Below are 17,408 nucleotides of genomic sequence, written 5' to 3'. Positions count from 1 at the left end.
TTACCGATCTTTTTATCCCCCTCAGCGGCCAGGGATCAGCAGGCTTGAGCCGCTGGTATTACGGCTTTCCAGCACCTGATGCGCACGTTGCGCGTCAGCCAGCGCAAACTTCTGCTCTTCTTTCACGTCGACCTTGATAGCACCGCTACCGATCAAGGAAAACAACTCATTGCTGGCAAATTGCAGTTCCGCACGGGTGGTGATGTAGCCATTGAGGGAAGGGCGGGTGACATACAAAGAGCCTTTCTGGTTGAGCAAGGCCAGATCGACACCGGTAACCGGGCCGGAGGCGTTGCCAAAGCTCACCATTAGCCCGCGTCGCTTCAGACTATTGAGCGAGGCTTGCCAGGTGCTTTGGCCCACAGAGTCATACACCACGCCGACTTTTTCGCCCTGGGTCAGTTCGGCGACGCGCTGGGCGATGTCTTCCTTATGGTAGTTGATGGTGGCCCAGGCGCCGGCACGCTTCGCCAGCTCGGCCTTTTCGTCGGAACCGACGCTGCCGATCAGCTTCGCCCCGAGCGCTTTGGCCCACTGGCAGGCAATCAACCCGACACCGCCTGCGGCAGCATGGAACAGGAATACTTCACCCGGCTGCACTTCATGGGTTTGGCGCAGCAGGTAATGCACCGTCAACCCCTTCAGGAATGAGGCTGCCCCTTGCTCGAAACTCAGATTGTGCGGCAGGATGGCCACCTTTTCCTGCGCAACGTTGTGCACTTCGCTGTAAGCACCAAGCGATGACTGGGCGTAAACCACCCGGTCACCCGGCTTCAGCGCGCTGACGCCCGCGCCGATCTTGGTGACCACGCCGGCCGCCTCGGTGCCCAACCCGCTTGGCAGGCTGGCGGGCGGGTATAACCCGCTGCGTATGTAGGTGTCGATATAGTTGATGCCGATCGCCTTGTTCTCGACCTGAACCTCACCGGCTGCCGGGTCCAGCGGGGTAAAATCAACGTATTGCAACACTTCGGGGCCGCCGGTGGCGGAGAATTGAATGCGCTTGGCCATATCAGTACCTCGTGTGGGTGTCTGATTTCACCCTACGCGTTTTAGTATTGGCGATCCAGTTTGTCCACGGGCGGATTGATACCTTTTTTGCATCGGTTATGCCGCAGGAATCACAGATAAAAATCACGTATACTCTCGCGTCAGGATCCTTCATTCGCAACCGGATTAAGAATACGCTTCATGGCAGGAAAAAAACCAACCAACAAAACAAACGCAGACGAAGCCAGAGAACGTCCCCGCGATCGCCAGATGGAAGGGCTGAAGATGCCACCACATTCGCTGGAGGCTGAGCAGTCAGTGTTGGGCGGTTTGATGCTGGATAACGAACGCTGGGATAACGTGGCGGAACGCGTGGTCTCCAATGATTTCTTCAGCCGCCCGCACCGCCTGATCTTTACCGAGATGCAGCGCCTGCTGGAGATGAGTCGGCCTATCGATCTGATCACCCTGTCCGAATCGCTGGAGCAGCGGGGCGAACTGGACTCCGTCGGCGGCTTCGCCTATCTGGCCGAATTATCGAAAAATACCCCAAGCGCTGCCAACATCGGCGCTTATGCGGACATCGTGCGTGAACGTGCGGTAGTGCGTGAGATGATCTCGGTGGCCAATGAGATCGCGGACGCCGGCTACGATCCGCAGGGGCGCAGCAGTGAAGATTTGCTCGATTTAGCCGAATCGCGGGTATTCCAAATCGCGGAAAACCGCGCCAGCAAAGATGAGGGTCCAAAAGGTATCGAGCGTATCCTGGAAGATACCGTTGCGCGTATTGAGCAGCTGTATCAGCAGCCGCACGATGGCGTCACCGGGGTGGATACCGGCTATCAGGATCTCAATAAGAAAACCGCCGGTTTGCAAAAATCGGATCTGATCATCGTCGCTGCCCGTCCTGCAATGGGCAAAACCACCTTCGCCATGAACCTGTGCGAACACGCCGCGATGACGCAGGACAAACCCGTGCTGATTTTCAGCCTGGAAATGCCCTGCAACCAGATCATGATGCGTATGCTGGCCTCGCTGTCGCGTGTGGACCAGACCCGTATCCGTACCGGCCAGCTGGACGATGAGGACTGGGCGCGAATTTCCAGCACCATGGGTATCCTGCTGGAGAAGCGCAATATGTACATTGACGACTCCTCTGGCCTGACGCCAACCGAAGTGCGCTCCCGTGCGAGACGTATTTTCCGTGAACATGACGGCATCAGCCTGATCATGATCGACTACCTGCAGTTGATGCGCGTGCCGTCGCTCTCCGACAACCGAACGTTGGAAATTGCCGAGATTTCCCGCTCGTTAAAAGCCCTGGCTAAAGAGCTGCAGGTACCGGTAGTGGCGCTGTCGCAGCTGAACCGAAGCCTGGAGCAGCGTGCCGACAAGCGCCCGGTCAACTCCGACCTGCGTGAGTCCGGCTCCATCGAGCAGGATGCCGACCTGATCATGTTCATCTACCGTGATGAGGTGTATCACGAGAACAGCGATCTGAAAGGGATTGCCGAAATTATTCTGGGTAAGCAGCGTAACGGCCCAATCGGTACCGTACGTCTTACCTTTAACGGCCAGTGGTCGCGCTTCGATAACTATGCGGGGCCACAGTATGATGACGAATAATCAGCTAAGGAATTGAAATGAAAGCGGCAACCGCTGTAATCGACCGCCGCGCTCTGCGACATAATCTGCAACAGGTACGCCGTCAGGCACCGCAAAGTCGCCTGATTGCCGTTGTGAAAGCAAACGCTTATGGACATGGCCTGCTGGAAACAGCTCACACCCTGCAAGATGCCGACTGCTACGGCGTGGCGCGCATTGGCGAGGCGTTGAAGCTGCGCTCCGGTGGCATCGTCAAACCCATCCTGATGCTCGAGGGCTTCTTCTCGGCCGAGGATCTGCCGGTGCTGGTGGCCAATAACATCGAAACCGCCGTGCACAGTATCGAACAGCTTGAAGCGCTGGAGCAGGCCACGCTGGCGCGTCCGGTGCCGGTGTGGATGAAGCTGGATACCGGCATGCATCGTCTGGGGGTCCGCCCTGAGCATGCCGAGGCGTTTTATCAGCGTCTGAGCGCCTGCCGTAATGTGGTGCAGCCGGTGAATATCATGAGCCACTTCAGCCGTGCCGATGAGCCGGGCTCCGATGCCACGCTCAAACAAATGCAGTGCTTTGAACAGTTTGCCCGCGGCAAACCGGGCCAGCGTTCTATTGCCGCCTCCGGTGGTACCCTGCTGTGGCCGGATGCGCATAACGACTGGGTACGCCCAGGCATTATCCTGTATGGCGTCTCGCCGATGGAGGACGCCAACGGCAGCCAGTTTGATCTGCAGCCGGCGATGACGCTGAAGTCCAACCTGATCGCGGTGCGAGAGCACAAGGCCGGCGAGTCCGTAGGCTACGGCGGCACCTGGGTCAGCGAAGGTGATACCCGCTTGGGCGTGGTGGCGATGGGCTACGGTGACGGTTACCCGCGCAGCGCGCCTTCCGGTACGCCGGTGTGGCTCAACGGCCGTGAAGTGCCGATCGTCGGCCGGGTGTCGATGGACATGATGTCGGTCGATCTGGGACCGAACGCGACCGACAAGGTCGGCGATGAGGTAGTGCTGTGGGGGAGGGAGTTACCGGTTGAACGCATCGCCGACTGCACTGGCATCAGCGCTTATGAACTGATTACCAAGCTGACGCAGCGCGTGGCGATGGAATATATCGGCGAATAGGTTCATTAGGGGCCGTCAGGCTGCGGCCCCTGTTATATTGAGTTACTTCTTCACTGCCAGCCACTGATCGATAATGCTTTGATACTCACCGGTCGCCTTGGCCAGGTGCAGCCACTGATCCACATACAGCTTCCAGCTCAAATCGTCACGCGGCAGCATGTAAGCCTTTTCGCCATACTGCATCGGCTTTTTCGGGTTGACCGCGCACAGCTTCGGATAGCGTTTTTGCTGATACTGCGCCTCAGAGGCGTCGGTGATCATCACATCGGCTTTCTTGTCGACCAGTTGCTGGAAAATCCCCAAATTATCATGGGTCAACGTCAGTTTGGCCTTGGGCAGATAGGCGTGGACAAAGGCCTCGTTGGTTCCGCCCGCCGGCTCAAGCAGGCGCACGGACGCTTTATTGATCTGGTCAATGGTGCGGTATTTTTTCACGTCGGTGCAGCGCACCAAAGGGATCTTGCCGTCGGTATCAAGCGGGGCGGCGAAGAACACCTGCCGTTGCCGCTGTAGCGTGACCGAAATGCCGCCCATGGCGATATCACACTTGCCGGCGACAAAGTCCGGCGTCAGGGTTTTCCAACTGGTTTTCACCCATTTCACCCATTTCACCTTGGCACCCAGGCTTTTTGCCAGCGATTCCGCCATGGCGATATCGATGCCTTCGTAGCTGCCGTCTTCTTTCAGGAAGGTATAGGGTTTGTAATCGCCGGTGGTGCACACTTCCAGCGTGCCCTGCTGTATCACCTTATCCAAATGCGATTGTGCGCTGGCGCTCCCGGCGGCAACCAGCAGTGCGAGAGGGAGAAATCTTTTCATCGGCGTCCTTATTATACATTCGTGGTTTTATGCGCTATTTAACCGCTCATTGTTGCTGACTTGCGCGAGTTACCCGTTTTTTATGCCATTTGCAGGCGGAAACGTCCGGCATTGCTGCTGTGCGTTTCACAACCTCGGTGCTGGAAGGGTATCCACAGTCAAAAAACTGATAGGCTGTAACGTCAACATTTATTAACACAGTTTACAGGTGGCTATGTACAACATTGACGATTTTGATATGAAAATCCTGACGCTGTTACAGGCCAATGGCCGTCTGACCAATCAGGAGCTGAGCGATCTGGTGGGGCTGTCTGCATCCCAGTGTTCGCGGCGGCGCATCAGCCTGGAACAGGCGCAACTGATCCGCGGTTACCACGCGCGACTGGCACCGGAGGCCGTCGGGCTGGGGTTGGTTGGCCTGATAGAAGTGAGTCTGACCCACCATGCTCAGGAGCAGATCGACAGTTTCCACCAGATGCTGGAAGAAGTGGACGCCATTCTTGACGCCTACAAAACCACCGGCGATGCTGATTATCTGCTGAAGGTTGCGGTGGCGGACCTGCCGGCGCTGGACGATTTGATCAGCCAGACGCTGTCCCGCCACAAAAGCGTGGCGCATATCAAAACGGCGGTGGTGCTCAACCGAATCAAGGAAAATGGTTTGTTGCCGGTTGCGAGATAAAGCTCAAACTGAACGGCCTTTTCCGTCTATATTAGGAGCGTAACGCTGTGCCTACTCACCATAATCCAGGAGAATAATCCGTGTTCCAGAATGTTGATGCCTACGCAGGTGACCCGATCCTGTCGCTGATGGAAAAATTCAAAAAAGACTCACGTGCGCACAAGGTTAACCTGAGTATCGGCCTTTACTATGACGAGCAGGGCATTATCCCGCAGATGAAAGCGGTGGCTGCGGCAGAAGCGCAACTGAACAGCGTGGATCAGGGGGCGTCGGTGTACCTGCCGATGGAAGGTCTGCTGCCTTACCGCACGGCGATCCAACATTTGCTGTTCGGTGCCGAACACCCGATGCTGCAACAAGGGCGCATCGCCACTATTCAAACCGTGGGCGGTTCCGGCGCGCTGAAAGTCGGTGCCGACTTCCTGAAAAGTTACTTCCCGGATTCACAGGTGTGGGTCAGCGATCCGACCTGGGAAAACCACGTTGCCATCTTTGGCGGCGCTGGGTTCAAGGTGAATACCTATCCGTACTTCGACAGCGAAAGCCTGGGCGTGAAATTTGACGCCATGCTGGACGCGTTGAAACAGCTGCCGAAGCACAGCATCGCGCTGCTGCACCCGTGCTGCCATAACCCGACCGGTTCCGACCTGACCCAGGCTCAGTGGGATGAAGTGGTCAAAGTGATCGCCGAGCGTGAACTGATCCCGTTCCTCGATATCGCTTATCAGGGCTTCGGCGGCGGCATTGCCGATGACGCCTACGCTATCCGCACTATTGCCGCGGCCGGTCTGCCATGCCTGGTGAGCAATTCCTTCTCGAAAATTTTCTCGCTGTACGGCGAACGCGTCGGCGGCCTGTCGGTGGTGTGTGAAAGCGAAGAAGCCGCCGGGCGCGTGTTGGGGCAACTGAAGGCCACTGTGCGCCGTAACTACTCCAGCCCGCCGAACTTCGGTGCGCAGGTGGTGGCGAAGGTGCTGAACGACACGCAACTGAAAGCCCAGTGGCTGGCCGAAGTGGAAACCATGCGCACCCGCATCCTCGAGATGCGCAAGACGCTGGTGGAAGCGCTGAAAATCGCCCTGCCGCAGCGGAACTTCGATTATCTGCTCGCCCAGCGCGGCATGTTCAGCTACACCGGCTTTAGCGCCGCACAGGTCGATCGCCTGCGTGACGAGTTTGGCGTGTACCTGATCCACAGCGGACGCGTTTGCATGGCTGGCCTGAACCACCACAACGTGCATCAGGTGGCCGAGGCGTTTGCCGCCGTGCAGTAAAAGCTGTTAGGGTAAACTGACGTTAGCCAGGGAGCGATAGCGATATCGCTCCTTTTTTGTTGTCGGTTTGCCGCCAGGGTTGCCGCAAACTGGAGAGAGAATATACTGATTGAGGGGCGCTCACTTATGTGGCATCAGCAAACGCTAATCCTCAGCGCAAAAGCGCGTGGTTTTCATCTGGTTACCGAAGAGATTACTGACCAGCTAACCCACTTACACCGCCTGCAAACTGGCCTGCTGCATCTGTTGTTGCAGCATACCTCGGCCTCGCTGACGCTGAACGAGAATTGCGATCCAACGGTGCGAGCCGACATGGAGCAGCATTTCCTGCGTCAGGTGCCAGAGAACGCACCCTATCAGCACGACTATGAAGGGCCGGACGACATGCCGGCGCACATCAAATCCTCTCTGTTGGGCACGTCGCTGACGCTGCCTGTCGGTCACGGGCGGCTGATGTTGGGCACATGGCAGGGAATTTGGCTGGGGGAGCACCGCATCCACGGCGGTTCACGTCGGGTTGTGGCCACTTTACAGGGGGAATAACCCAATGAATAACACAGCACTGCTGGAATACTGCATGGCGAAGCCGGGCGCGGAACAGAGCGACCAGAACCAGTGGCAGGCCAGCCAGATCAAGGTCGGCGACGTCATGTTCGCCATGGTGTGTGAAGTACAAGGACGACCTGCGCTGGCGGTAAAATCCAGCCCGGAGCTGGCGGAAAGCCTGCGTGAGCATCACCCGGAGATCGTCCCCTGCGTGGGCCTGAACAAGGCGCACTGGAATACGGTGTTTCTCGATGGCAACCTGCCGAACTCGCAATTTTATACGTTGATCGACAGCTCTTATCAGCTGGTGCTGGAAGGTTTACCCGACCACGTTCGCCAGGAGCTGCGCGCCTAGCCATAAACGGCAGGTGTAGCGCCTGCCTGAGCCCTTCGTTTATTTCTTCTTTTTTCCCGCCAAACTGTGATCGCGATTCGAGATTGGGAACGTTCCCTTTTTATTGTTAATCAGGAAAGACTAGGCTTTTTAATCTATAACCGAACCACCAAAGGATGCCGCGAGATGGCGATGAGTGAAGAAAAACGCAAAATGATTGCCGGTGAATTGTATGACGCCGGCGACGAACTGCTGCGCAGCGAGCGCAAGCGCGCACGCCAATTGATCCACCGTTACAACCATTCGTCACCGGATGAGGGCGACCTGCGTAAACAGGGATTGGCAGAGCTGTTGGGCCAGTATCAGGGGGGCACCATCGAACCGACGTTTCGCTGTGATTACGGCTACAACATCTATCTGGGGAAGAATTTCTACGCCAATTTTGACTGCGTGATCCTCGACGTATGCGAAGTGCATATCGGCGATAACTGCCTGCTGGCGCCGGGAGTGCATATTTATACCGCCACCCATCCGCTGGATGCGGAAACCCGCGTGGGCGGGGCGGAGTTCGGCAAACCGGTGCGCATTGGCAATAATGTGTGGATTGGCGGCCGTGCGGTGATTAATCCCGGCGTGACGCTGGGGGATAACGTGGTGGTGGCCTCCGGTGCGGTGGTGACCAAGGATGTGCCCGCTAACTGCGTGGTTGGCGGCAATCCGGCGCGAGTGATAAAGCAGTTGTAAGAAAATTGGGCGCCGCTGCGGGCGCCCGAGATGCTTAGGCTCGCAAAGAGTCGATATCCACCACGAAGCGATATTTCACGTCGCTTTTCAGCATCCGCTCGAAGGCTTCATTGATCTGCTGCATCGGGATCAGTTCGATATCCGAGGTAATGCCGTGTTGACCGCAGAAATCCAGCATCTCCTGGGTTTCTGCAATGCCGCCAATCAGTGAACCGGCGATGCGGCGACGCTTCATGATCAGGTTGAACACCTGCGGTGACGGATGGTCGTGCTCCGGTGCGCCAACCAGCGTCAGGGTGCCGTCACGGCGCAGCAGATTGAGGAACGGGTTCAAGTCGTGCTGGGCCGCCACCGTGTTAAGAATAAAATCGAAACTGTTGGTGTGCTGCGCCATCTCTTCTGGATTGCGTGAGATCACCACTTCGTGAGCGCCAAGGCGTTTGGCATCTTCGACTTTGGACGCTGAAGTCGTGAACAGCACCACATGCGCTCCCATCGCCCGAGCCAGTTTAACGCCCATGTGCCCCAGCCCGCCGAGACCGACGATGCCCACCTTTTTACCCGGACCGGCACCCCATTGACGCAGCGGGGAATAGGTGGTGATACCGGCGCACAGCAAGGGGGCGACACCGGCAGGATCGAGGTTTTCCGGTACGCGCAAAACAAAGTCCTGATCTACCACCATATCGGTGGAGTAGCCGCCATAGGTGGTGGCGCCGGTTTGTCGATCCTCACCGTTATAGGTGCCGGTAAACCCATTTTCACAATATTGCTCCAGACCCTCGTCGCAGCTCGGACAGCTGCGGCAGGAGTCCACCATGCAGCCCACGCCGACCAAATCGCCGACCTGATAGCGTGACACATGGTTGCCGACGGCGCTCACACGCCCCACAATTTCGTGGCCGGGTACCACCGGAAAAAGGGTGTTGCTCCATTCGTTGCGGGCCTGGTGCAAATCCGAATGGCAGACGCCACAGAACAGAACCTTGATTTGCACATCGTGGTCGCGCAAGGTGCGCGGCGTGTAATCAAAAGGAACTAACGCTGATTTGGCGTCATGCGCGGCATAGGCGTGCGTAATGTTCATGGTAACTCCAGTCATCAGTGTATGGGGGGAACGGCTTCCGGCAGCAGGGTGCCGGTGGACGTGGCCTGAGTACGGCAAAGTGCCACAGAGGGAACATTGATGATAAAAGTTGGGAGCGGGGAGGGAAATGCCTGAAAATGTCTAAATCTTGCCTGTTTCTGTTCAATTTGACCGAAACGGATAAGCGTGCGGGCCGCTACAGGAACGGCCCGCCTGGCAGGGGATTATTTCTTCTTCAGTAACGGCTTAAGAAAGCGTGCGGTATGCGACGTTTCGCAGTTAGCCACGGTTTCCGGCGTGCCGGCAACAAGGATCTCACCGCCGCCGCTGCCGCCTTCCGGCCCCAGGTCGACAATCCAGTCCGCGGTTTTAATCACGTCCAGGTTGTGCTCAATTACCACGATGGTATTGCCCTGATCGCGCAGCTGATGCAGTACCGCCAGCAGTTGCTGAATATCGGCGAAGTGCAGCCCGGTGGTCGGCTCATCCAGGATGTACAGCGTTTGACCGGTGCCGCGTTTTGACAGCTCGCGAGCCAGCTTGACGCGCTGCGCCTCACCGCCGGACAGCGTGGTTGCCGACTGGCCGAGACGGATGTACGACAGGCCGACTTCAATCAAGGTTTGCAGCTTACGCGCCAATGCCGGTACCGCGTCGAAGAAATCACGTGCCTCTTCGATGGTCATCTCCAGCACTTCGTGGATGCTTTTGCCTTTGTACTTCACTTCCAGCGTTTCGCGGTTATAGCGTTTGCCCTTGCACTGGTCGCACGGCACATAGATGTCCGGCAGGAAGTGCATTTCCACCTTGATCACACCGTCGCCCTGGCAGGCTTCGCAGCGGCCGCCCTTGACGTTAAAGCTGAAGCGGCCGGGGTTGTAACCGCGACTGCGTGATTCCGGCACGCCGGCGAACAGCTCACGCACCGGAGTGAAGATGCCGGTGTAAGTTGCCGGGTTGGAACGTGGGGTACGACCGATCGGGCTTTGATCGATGTCGATCACCTTGTCGAAATGTTCCAGACCGGTCACTTCACGGAACGGCGCCGGTTCGGCGATAGTGGCACCGTTGAGCTGGCGCTGGGCGATCGGGAACAGCGTGTCGTTGATCAGCGTGGATTTGCCGGAGCCGGATACCCCGGTAATGCAGGTAAACAACCCCACCGGCAGCGTCAGCGTCACGTCCTTCAGGTTGTTACCGCGAGCACCGCTCAGTTTCAGTACCTTGGTCGGATCGGCCGGTACGCGTTGCTCCGGAATGGCAATCTCGCGTTTGCCGCTGAGGAACTGGCCGGTCAAGGACTCAGGCTGCGCCATGATGTCTTCGACGGTGCCTTCCGCCACTACCTGACCGCCGTGCACGCCGGCACCGGGACCGATATCGATCACATGGTCGGCGGCGCGGATGGCGTCTTCGTCATGCTCCACGACGATGACCGTATTGCCGAGGTTACGCAGATGGATCAGGGTTTCCAGCAGGCGTTCGTTGTCGCGCTGATGCAGGCCGATTGACGGCTCATCCAGCACGTACATCACGCCCACCAGGCCGGCACCAATCTGGCTGGCTAAACGAATACGCTGCGCTTCACCGCCGGAGAGGGTTTCCGCCGAACGCGACAGCGACAGGTAGTTCAGGCCGACGTTCACCAGGAACTTCAGGCGATCGCCAATCTCTTTCAGCACTTTCTCGGCGATCTTGGCGCGCTGCCCGCTGAGTTTCATGTTCTGGAAGAAGGTCATCGCATGGCCGATGCTCAGATCGGAAATTTCCGGCAGCGTAGTGTCTTCAACGAACACGTTTCGTGCTTCTTCGCGCAGACGGGTGCCGTGGCACGAGGCGCAAGGGCGGTTGCTGATAAACTTCGCCAGCTCTTCGCGCACCGCACTGGATTCGGTTTCTTTATAACGGCGCTCCATGTTGTGCAGCACGCCTTCGAACGGATGGCGGCGCACGGTGGTGTCACCGCGATCGTTGATGTATTTGAATTCGATCGATTCTTTGCCGGAGCCGCTGAGCACCGCTTTCTGCACGTTGGCGTCCAGGCTGTTGAACGGCGCTTCAACGTCAAACGCGTAATGCTCTGCCAGCGAGCGCAGCATCTGGAAGTAGTAGAAGTTGCGACGATCCCAACCGCGAATGGCACCGCCGGCCAGCGAAAGCTCGGGGTTCTGCACTACGCGTTCCGGATCGAAGAACTGCTGTACGCCCAGACCATCGCACGTCGGGCAGGCGCCGGCCGGGTTGTTGAACGAAAACAGGCGCGGTTCCAGTTCGCGCATGCTGTAGCCGCAGATAGGGCAGGCGAAGTTGGCGGAGAACAGCAGCTCATCCGCTTTTTCGTCGTCCATATCGGCCACAACGGCGGTGCCGCCGGACAGCTCCAGCGCGGTCTCGAAGGATTCCGCCAGACGCTGCGACAGATCATCACGCACTTTAAAGCGATCGACCACCACTTCGATGGTGTGCTTTTTCTGCAACTCCAGCTTCGGGGGATCGGAAAGATCGCACACTTCACCGTCGATACGCGCACGGATATAGCCCTGGCTCGCGAGGTTTTCCAGCGTTTTGGTGTGCTCGCCCTTGCGGTCTTTTACCACCGGGGCCAGCAGCATCAGGCGCTTGCCTTCCGGCTGGCTGAGCACGTTGTCCACCATCTGGCTGACGGTCTGCGCCGCCAGTTCGACATGGTGATCCGGGCAACGCGGTTCGCCGACGCGGGCAAACAGCAGACGCAGGTAATCGTGGATCTCGGTGATGGTGCCGACCGTGGATCGCGGGTTGTGCGAGGTTGATTTCTGCTCGATGGAGATCGCCGGTGACAGACCTTCAATGTGGTCGACGTCCGGTTTTTCCATCAGCGAAAGGAACTGGCGTGCATAGGCGGAGAGCGATTCGACGTAGCGACGCTGCCCTTCGGCATACAGGGTATCAAAGGCCAGCGAGGACTTGCCTGAACCGGACAGACCGGTGACGACGATCAGCTTGTCACGCGGGATAATCAGGTTGATGTTTTTGAGATTATGGGTTCGAGCACCACGAACTTCGATATTGTCCATTTACACTTCCCGTCTTGATGATACACCGCGCCTGTCTGGGTGATTTACGCACGATTATGTGATCGAACGCGCAAAAAACCGGCACAGCCAGTACGAAACGCATAATTATGACACAAAAAAACCTGAATGAATATCCAGTACATGAATGCAAACAGGTCGATCGAAAGGACAATTCCGGAATACAGCACGCAGTAATCAACACGGGTGTCGTTTCAGGCTGAGCGTGTTAAACTTACTCGTTTATACTGTGTAAAAATCAATCATCAGGAGAGTTCTCATGGCCAGCAGAGGCGTAAACAAAGTAATTCTGGTCGGGAATCTGGGCCAAGACCCAGAAGTCCGTTACATGCCGAATGGCGGTGCAGTGGCCAACATTACCCTGGCAACCTCCGAAAGCTGGCGTGACAAGGCGACTGGCGAGCAGAAAGAAAAGACCGAGTGGCACCGCGTTGTGCTGTTCGGCAAGCTGGCTGAAGTGGCAGGCGAATATCTGCGTAAAGGTTCCCAGGTGTACATCGAGGGCGCGCTGCAGACTCGCAAATGGACCGATCAGGCCGGCGTAGAAAAATACACCACCGAAGTGGTGGTTAACGTTGGCGGCACCATGCAGATGCTGGGCGGCCGTCAAGGCGGTGGCGCACCGGCAGGCGGTGGTCAGGCTTCCGGCGGCCAGGGCGGTTGGGGTCAGCCTCAGCAGCCACAAGGCGGCAACCAGTTCAGCGGTGGCCAGCAGGCGCGCCCGGCGCAGAACAGCGCACCGGCTGCCAGCAGCAATGAACCGCCAATGGACTTCGACGACGATATTCCTTTCTGATATCCGGTTGTCTGAAGCCAAAAAAAAGCCCCGAAAGGGGCTTTTTGCTTTTCAATAATGATCAAACTGATTGCTGTCATGCGACATGAGGACTGTCAGCTTAGGATGAACAAAAAGCTTTTCTTTTCCAGCCTGTATTTCCCTTAATACACCGATCTCACAGAGTTTTTTTAGGTATTCTGAGGCAGTTTGGCGCTTGGCGACACCGCCATCTACCAGGTTAGTAATTCGGCAGTAAGGTTGCTCAAAGATGATATGTACCAGTTGATGGCTGTAAATTTTCGGCAGGCGAAGCTGGATGTATTCATTGGTATGTCCAATGAGAGATCTGACGGCAGCGATTTTCGCTGTTGTCCATTGAGCCGTTTGTTCTACTGCGGTCAGCATGTAAATAATCCAATCTTTCCAATTCCCGGCGAGGGTGACCTGCATCTGTGAGCGGTAATACTCATTTTTGTGCTGAACGATATAGCGACTTAAATAGAGGATAGGCAGCGTGAGAAGTTTCTGTTCTATCAGATAGAGAATATTAAGGATGCGCCCGGTTCGCCCATTGCCGTCGATGAAAGGGTGTATGGCCTCAAATTGATAGTGTGCAACGGCCATTTTTATTAGCGGATCAAGTTCGTCTTCGTCATGAAGGAATTGCTCCCAGTTTCTTAATAAATCACGGATTTTCCCTTCACCTACTGGGGGGGTAGATAATTTCCCTCGTATTTTGATGACTCAGTGTTGTCCCAGGTATTTTGCGTATCTCCATTTTGATGGCTTTTAATTGACTGCAAATTTCTATGGCTGTGTTGGTACACAGTGGCCTCGGGGCTAAATGTACAAACCCTTCATAAAGAGCGGTGCGATAACGCAAAGCCTCTTTAGTTGCGGGATCGGCCATACTGTCATCTTGAGAATACTGGAACAGCTTGTCTGATGTGGTGACTATGTTCTCTATCTCTGAGCTATCTTTTGCTTCCAAAAACGGTAATAGATTGATCAGTAAACTTTGGTTTGGCAGTAATTCACCTGCCTGTTTCAGTTCAGCCAACGCAGCTCTGGCAGGGATACACGCTTTCAAAATCGCAACAGATTCAATGCAGTCAGTCGAGGGTGGGAGTAAAGGCATTGTGTTGAAAGGCTGATCTGATTGCCATGTCATGTTCATTTTTCTCATTTTGTTCGACATGCAAGCAGTAATATGTCGACGTTTTAAACACGCAAACATTACATGTCGATAAAATTAAAAAAAATCGACACGTATTGATGACGTGTCGACGGTATGAACATGAATGGGGATCTTAAGCCGAAAAGCCGCCGTCGATGCTTAGGCTGGCGCCGGTGATATAGCCCGCTTCCGGCCCGGCGAGGTAAGCAACAAAGCTGGCGATCTCTTCATCCTTGCCGTAGCGGCCTACGGCCATCAGCTGTTTCAATTGTTCAGCGAAATCCCCTTCATCCGGATTCATTTCGGTATCTACCGGACCAGGCTGCACGTTGTTGACGGTGATGCCGCGCGGGCCGAGATCGCGCGCCATGCCTTTGGTCAGGCCCACCAAGGCTGATTTGCTCATTGAGTACACCGCGGCGCCGCCAAAGGGCACGCGTTCGGCGTTAGTGCTGCCGATATGGATGATGCGACCGCCGTCATTCATATGGTGCGCGGCTTCCTGGCTGGCGACAAATACGCTGCGCACGTTAACGGCCAACATGCGATCCAGATCCGCCAGCGCTAACTCTTCGGTGCTGCCCAGTGTGAACACGCCGGCGTTATTAACCAGAATATCCAGATTACCGAAGCTATTCACTGCCTGGCGAACGGCCTGCTGCACCGCCGCAGCATCGGCGCTGTCAGCCTTGATGGCGAGCGCTTTGCCTCCGGAAGCGGTGATTTCGCTCACCACCGCGTCTGCTCTGTCGGCGGAGGCCACGTAGGTGAAGGCCACTGCCGCACCTTCACGCGCCAGACGTTTGACGATGGCGGCGCCAATGCCGCGTGAGCCGCCCTGAATGAAGGCGACTTTGTTTTGCAGAGGACGTGTTGTTGTCATGGTGTTTCTCCAGAGTAGGGGGAGGTTAATAAATCTACCGGACCAGTATCTGGGAAATGCACGGCGGCCACTAGCCACAAAGAGCTATAATCAGCTTAAACCATAGGTTTGAAATCAACAGGGGAAACCATGCTGGGCCATCTGGAATGTTTTGTCAGCAGTGCAGAGAACGGCAGCTTTTCCGCGGCCGGACGCAAGCTGGGCATCAGCTCTGCGGCCGTCGGGAAGAACGTGACCAAGCTGGAGACGATCGTCGGGGTAAGGCTTTTCCAGCGCAATACGCGCAAATTGATCCTGACCGAAGAGGGCGAACGTTTTTTGCAGGAGGTCAGCGGCGGCTTGTTGTCGATCCAGTGCGCATTAAAGGGGGTAAGCAGCAGCGGCGGCGTGGCGGCCGGCACGCTGAAGGTCAGCATGGGGACGGCGTTCGGCCTGCATTTTGTCATGCCTATGCTGCCCGACTTTCTGGCGCGTTACCCGGCAATTGTCCCCGACTGGCATTTCGACAACCGCAAAGTGGACCTGATTGGTGAGCATTTTGATGCCGCTATGGGGGGCGGTATCGAATTGGCGCAGGGCATGATTGCACGTGAACTGGCTCCAGCCCACGGCGTCCTGGTGGCTTCTGCAGCCTATCTGCAGCGCAACACAGCCATCCAGCAGCCGGAACAGTTGATGAACCATGCGGGCATTTTTATCCGCTCACCGCAAACCGGGCGGATCCGCAATTTGCCGCTGCGCAATGCGGAGAATGAGCAGCGAGCGCCGTCGATGGAAATCAAAATGACGGTAAACGAACCGGATGCCGCAGCGCAGGCCGCAGAACTGGGATTGGGTATTGCGCTGATCGCCATGCCGAATGCCTTGCCTTATCTGGAAAGCGGCCGGCTGGTGCGGGTTTTACCAGGTTGGTATGTCGATCGCGGCAGTGTGTACCTGTACTTTCCGACCACCAAGTTTCTGCCGACCAAAACCCGGGTGTTTGTCGATTACATGGCCGAGCAGTTTCGTCTGCAGAAGCTGGCGACGCGATTTGATGCCCGCTAGAAACAAGAAAAGCCCCTTACGGGGCTTCATTCTTCCATCAGTTTACTGTCTGACGATCAGTTGAAGATTTCTGCGGTGCCGTACAGTTTGTTCTGGCCACCGGCGGAGATGATGCGGTAAGAGCTGGCACCTGATGCAGCGGCTTTGCTGGCCAGTTCATTTTCCAGCGTGCTCAGGTTAGAAGCGCCGCTCACGGACACCACACCGATTTTCTGGGCCCCGGCCGCAGGCTGGTTAGCAGGTTGGTCAGCGGCAACGCTGGCGAAAGAAGCGGTGGTTAGCAGCAGAGCGGTAGCAAAAAATTTGATGTTTTTCATGATTCAATCCTCAGGGTATTTTTTAGGTGAGAGGCTGTTGTCTCTCGATGTGTTAGATAATAGGCCGTCGTACCCAAAGAGAAAATCGGAGAGTTTTGAGTATCTCTGTCAAATTTATTGATTTAAATTTGAGCGGCAGATGGCCTTGCTGGCAGGCGGGATAATTCACCACTACCCTTTAACCAGAAGCCTCGGCATATAACGGGTATGGCAACAGAGTGGAGAAGCCCCATGATTATCGTGCACCATCTAAATAACTCGCGATCGCAGCGTATCCTGTGGTTTTTGGAAGAATTGGGTGTGCCGTACCAGGTGCAGCGTTATCAGCGCGATCCGCAAACCATGCTGGCGCCACCGGAGTTGAAAAAAATCCATCCGCTCGGCAAGTCGCCAGTGATTGTCGATGGCGATCTGACGCTGGCGGAGTCCGGCGCCATTATTGAATATCTGCAGGAAGCCTACGATGCCCAGGGGCAGTTTATCCCCACCGATTATCACGCTCGTCAGCAGTACCGTTACTGGCTGCATTATGCCGAAGGGTCGTTGATGCCGCTGTTGTTGATGAAGCTGGTGTTTAGCCGCCTGGGGCAGCCGCCGATTCCCTGGCTATTGCGGCCGGTGGCGGGGGCCATTGGCAAAGGCGTACAGCGGGAGTATCTGGATAAACAGATCGCTCCGCACTGCGACTATCTTGAGCAACACCTGGAGAAAAGCACCTGGTTTGTCGGTAATGAATTCAGCGCGGCGGACATCCAGATGAGTTTCCCGCTGGAGGCGATGGCGGCGCGTGGCGCACTGGACGGCTGCCCGAAGCTGCGTGGCTACCTACAGCGTATCCATACGCGCCCGGCCTACCAGCGGGCACTGGAGCAGGGTGGGCCTTATGACCTGCTGAAATGAGCGAGTGGGCTATACTCGATGAGGTCACTCTTC

16 protein-coding genes and 1 pseudogene are annotated in these 17,408 nt (G+C 56.4%); 10 read left to right on the top strand and 7 right to left on the bottom strand.

Going from position 1 to position 17,408, the window contains the following annotated elements:
- Window positions 1-21: 21 nt before the first annotated feature.
- Window positions 22-1,011, bottom strand: a complete 990-nt coding sequence (locus tag LQ945_RS10980; protein WP_270102871.1) for a quinone oxidoreductase — start codon at window positions 1,009-1,011, stop codon at window positions 22-24.
- A 180-nt stretch (window positions 1,012-1,191) separates the two neighbouring features.
- Between LQ945_RS10980 and dnaB the strand changes: the two genes are divergently transcribed.
- Both dnaB and alr read left to right on the top strand, forming a co-directional pair.
- Complete coding sequence (gene dnaB, locus LQ945_RS10975; protein WP_020837159.1) at window positions 1,192-2,616, top strand: replicative DNA helicase; 1,425 nt, start codon at window positions 1,192-1,194, stop codon at window positions 2,614-2,616.
- 17 nt (window positions 2,617-2,633) lie between these two features.
- Window positions 2,634-3,713: an alanine racemase gene (alr, locus tag LQ945_RS10970; protein WP_262242369.1), complete on the top strand. Its 1,080-nt coding sequence runs from the start codon at window positions 2,634-2,636 to the stop codon at window positions 3,711-3,713.
- A 42-nt stretch (window positions 3,714-3,755) separates the two neighbouring features.
- On the opposite strand, the gene LQ945_RS10965 is transcribed toward alr, so the two are convergent.
- A complete protein-coding gene (locus LQ945_RS10965) occupies window positions 3,756-4,532 on the bottom strand; it encodes a transporter substrate-binding domain-containing protein (RefSeq protein ID WP_270102870.1) in 777 nt (258 codons plus the stop codon).
- A 214-nt stretch (window positions 4,533-4,746) separates the two neighbouring features.
- On the opposite strand from LQ945_RS10965, the gene LQ945_RS10960 reads away from it, so the two are divergent.
- The 5 genes from LQ945_RS10960 (at window position 4,747) to maa (ending at window position 8,112) form a co-directional block, all read left to right on the top strand.
- On the top strand, window positions 4,747-5,214 hold the full coding sequence (locus tag LQ945_RS10960) for an Lrp/AsnC family transcriptional regulator (RefSeq protein WP_020837156.1): 468 nt from the start codon (window positions 4,747-4,749) through the stop codon (window positions 5,212-5,214).
- An 80-nt stretch (window positions 5,215-5,294) separates the two neighbouring features.
- Window positions 5,295-6,488, top strand: a complete 1,194-nt coding sequence (locus tag LQ945_RS10955; RefSeq protein ID WP_270102869.1) for an amino acid aminotransferase — start codon at window positions 5,295-5,297, stop codon at window positions 6,486-6,488.
- Between the two features lie 126 nt (window positions 6,489-6,614).
- Window positions 6,615-7,031, top strand: coding sequence for a secondary thiamine-phosphate synthase enzyme YjbQ (locus LQ945_RS10950; RefSeq protein ID WP_017894193.1), 417 nt, complete (start codon window positions 6,615-6,617; stop codon window positions 7,029-7,031).
- Window positions 7,032-7,035: 4 nt separating this feature from the next.
- Window positions 7,036-7,389 (top strand): MmcQ/YjbR family DNA-binding protein, encoded by a 354-nt coding sequence (locus LQ945_RS10945; protein WP_020837154.1) that lies wholly within the window; start codon window positions 7,036-7,038, stop codon window positions 7,387-7,389.
- Between the two features lie 165 nt (window positions 7,390-7,554).
- On the top strand, window positions 7,555-8,112 hold the full coding sequence (gene maa, locus LQ945_RS10940) for a maltose O-acetyltransferase (RefSeq protein ID WP_044553781.1): 558 nt from the start codon (window positions 7,555-7,557) through the stop codon (window positions 8,110-8,112).
- Between the two features lie 34 nt (window positions 8,113-8,146).
- Here the strand turns inward: maa and LQ945_RS10935 are convergent, their stop codons facing one another.
- Together LQ945_RS10935 and uvrA are read right to left on the bottom strand one after the other, a co-directional pair.
- Window positions 8,147-9,199 carry an NAD(P)-dependent alcohol dehydrogenase gene (locus LQ945_RS10935; RefSeq protein WP_044553778.1) on the bottom strand — a complete coding sequence of 351 codons (1,053 nt, stop codon included), beginning with the start codon at window positions 9,197-9,199 and terminating at the stop codon, window positions 8,147-8,149.
- A 224-nt stretch (window positions 9,200-9,423) separates the two neighbouring features.
- Window positions 9,424-12,255 carry an excinuclease ABC subunit UvrA gene (gene uvrA, locus LQ945_RS10930; RefSeq protein WP_044553776.1) on the bottom strand — a complete coding sequence of 944 codons (2,832 nt, stop codon included), beginning with the start codon at window positions 12,253-12,255 and terminating at the stop codon, window positions 9,424-9,426.
- A gap of 277 nt (window positions 12,256-12,532) precedes the next feature.
- Between uvrA and ssb1 the strand changes: the two genes are divergently transcribed.
- Entirely contained in the window at window positions 12,533-13,069 is a 537-nt protein-coding gene (gene ssb1, locus LQ945_RS10925; RefSeq protein WP_044553774.1) for a single-stranded DNA-binding protein SSB1, read from the top strand.
- Between the two features lie 51 nt (window positions 13,070-13,120).
- On the opposite strand, the pseudogene fic reads toward ssb1, so the two are convergent.
- Window positions 13,121-14,222 (bottom strand): annotated as a pseudogene (gene fic / locus LQ945_RS10920) (protein adenylyltransferase Fic).
- Window positions 14,223-14,361: 139 nt separating this feature from the next.
- Complete coding sequence (locus LQ945_RS10915; protein WP_269934080.1) at window positions 14,362-15,111, bottom strand: 3-oxoacyl-ACP reductase family protein; 750 nt, start codon at window positions 15,109-15,111, stop codon at window positions 14,362-14,364.
- Window positions 15,112-15,240: 129 nt separating this feature from the next.
- Between LQ945_RS10915 and LQ945_RS10910 the strand changes: the two genes are divergently transcribed.
- Window positions 15,241-16,158 (top strand): LysR family transcriptional regulator, encoded by a 918-nt coding sequence (locus LQ945_RS10910; protein WP_270102868.1) that lies wholly within the window; start codon window positions 15,241-15,243, stop codon window positions 16,156-16,158.
- 56 nt (window positions 16,159-16,214) lie between these two features.
- On the opposite strand, the gene bhsA is transcribed toward LQ945_RS10910, so the two are convergent.
- A complete protein-coding gene (gene bhsA, locus LQ945_RS10905; protein WP_020837147.1) occupies window positions 16,215-16,475 on the bottom strand; it encodes a multiple stress resistance protein BhsA in 261 nt (86 codons plus the stop codon).
- Window positions 16,476-16,706: 231 nt separating this feature from the next.
- Between bhsA and LQ945_RS10900 the strand changes: the two genes are divergently transcribed.
- The gene (locus LQ945_RS10900) at window positions 16,707-17,375 is read left to right on the top strand and encodes a glutathione S-transferase family protein (RefSeq protein WP_044553766.1); all 669 of its coding nucleotides are present in this window, start codon (window positions 16,707-16,709) and stop codon (window positions 17,373-17,375) included.
- Window positions 17,376-17,408 lie beyond the last annotated feature (33 nt).

Origin of the sequence: Serratia liquefaciens (assembly GCF_027594825.1) — a bacterium.
GTDB classification, from domain to species: Bacteria; Pseudomonadota; Gammaproteobacteria; order Enterobacterales; family Enterobacteriaceae; genus Serratia; species Serratia liquefaciens_A.
Note: the sequence above shows the minus strand (reverse complement) of the source record. Positions and strands in the feature narration are given on the sequence as shown.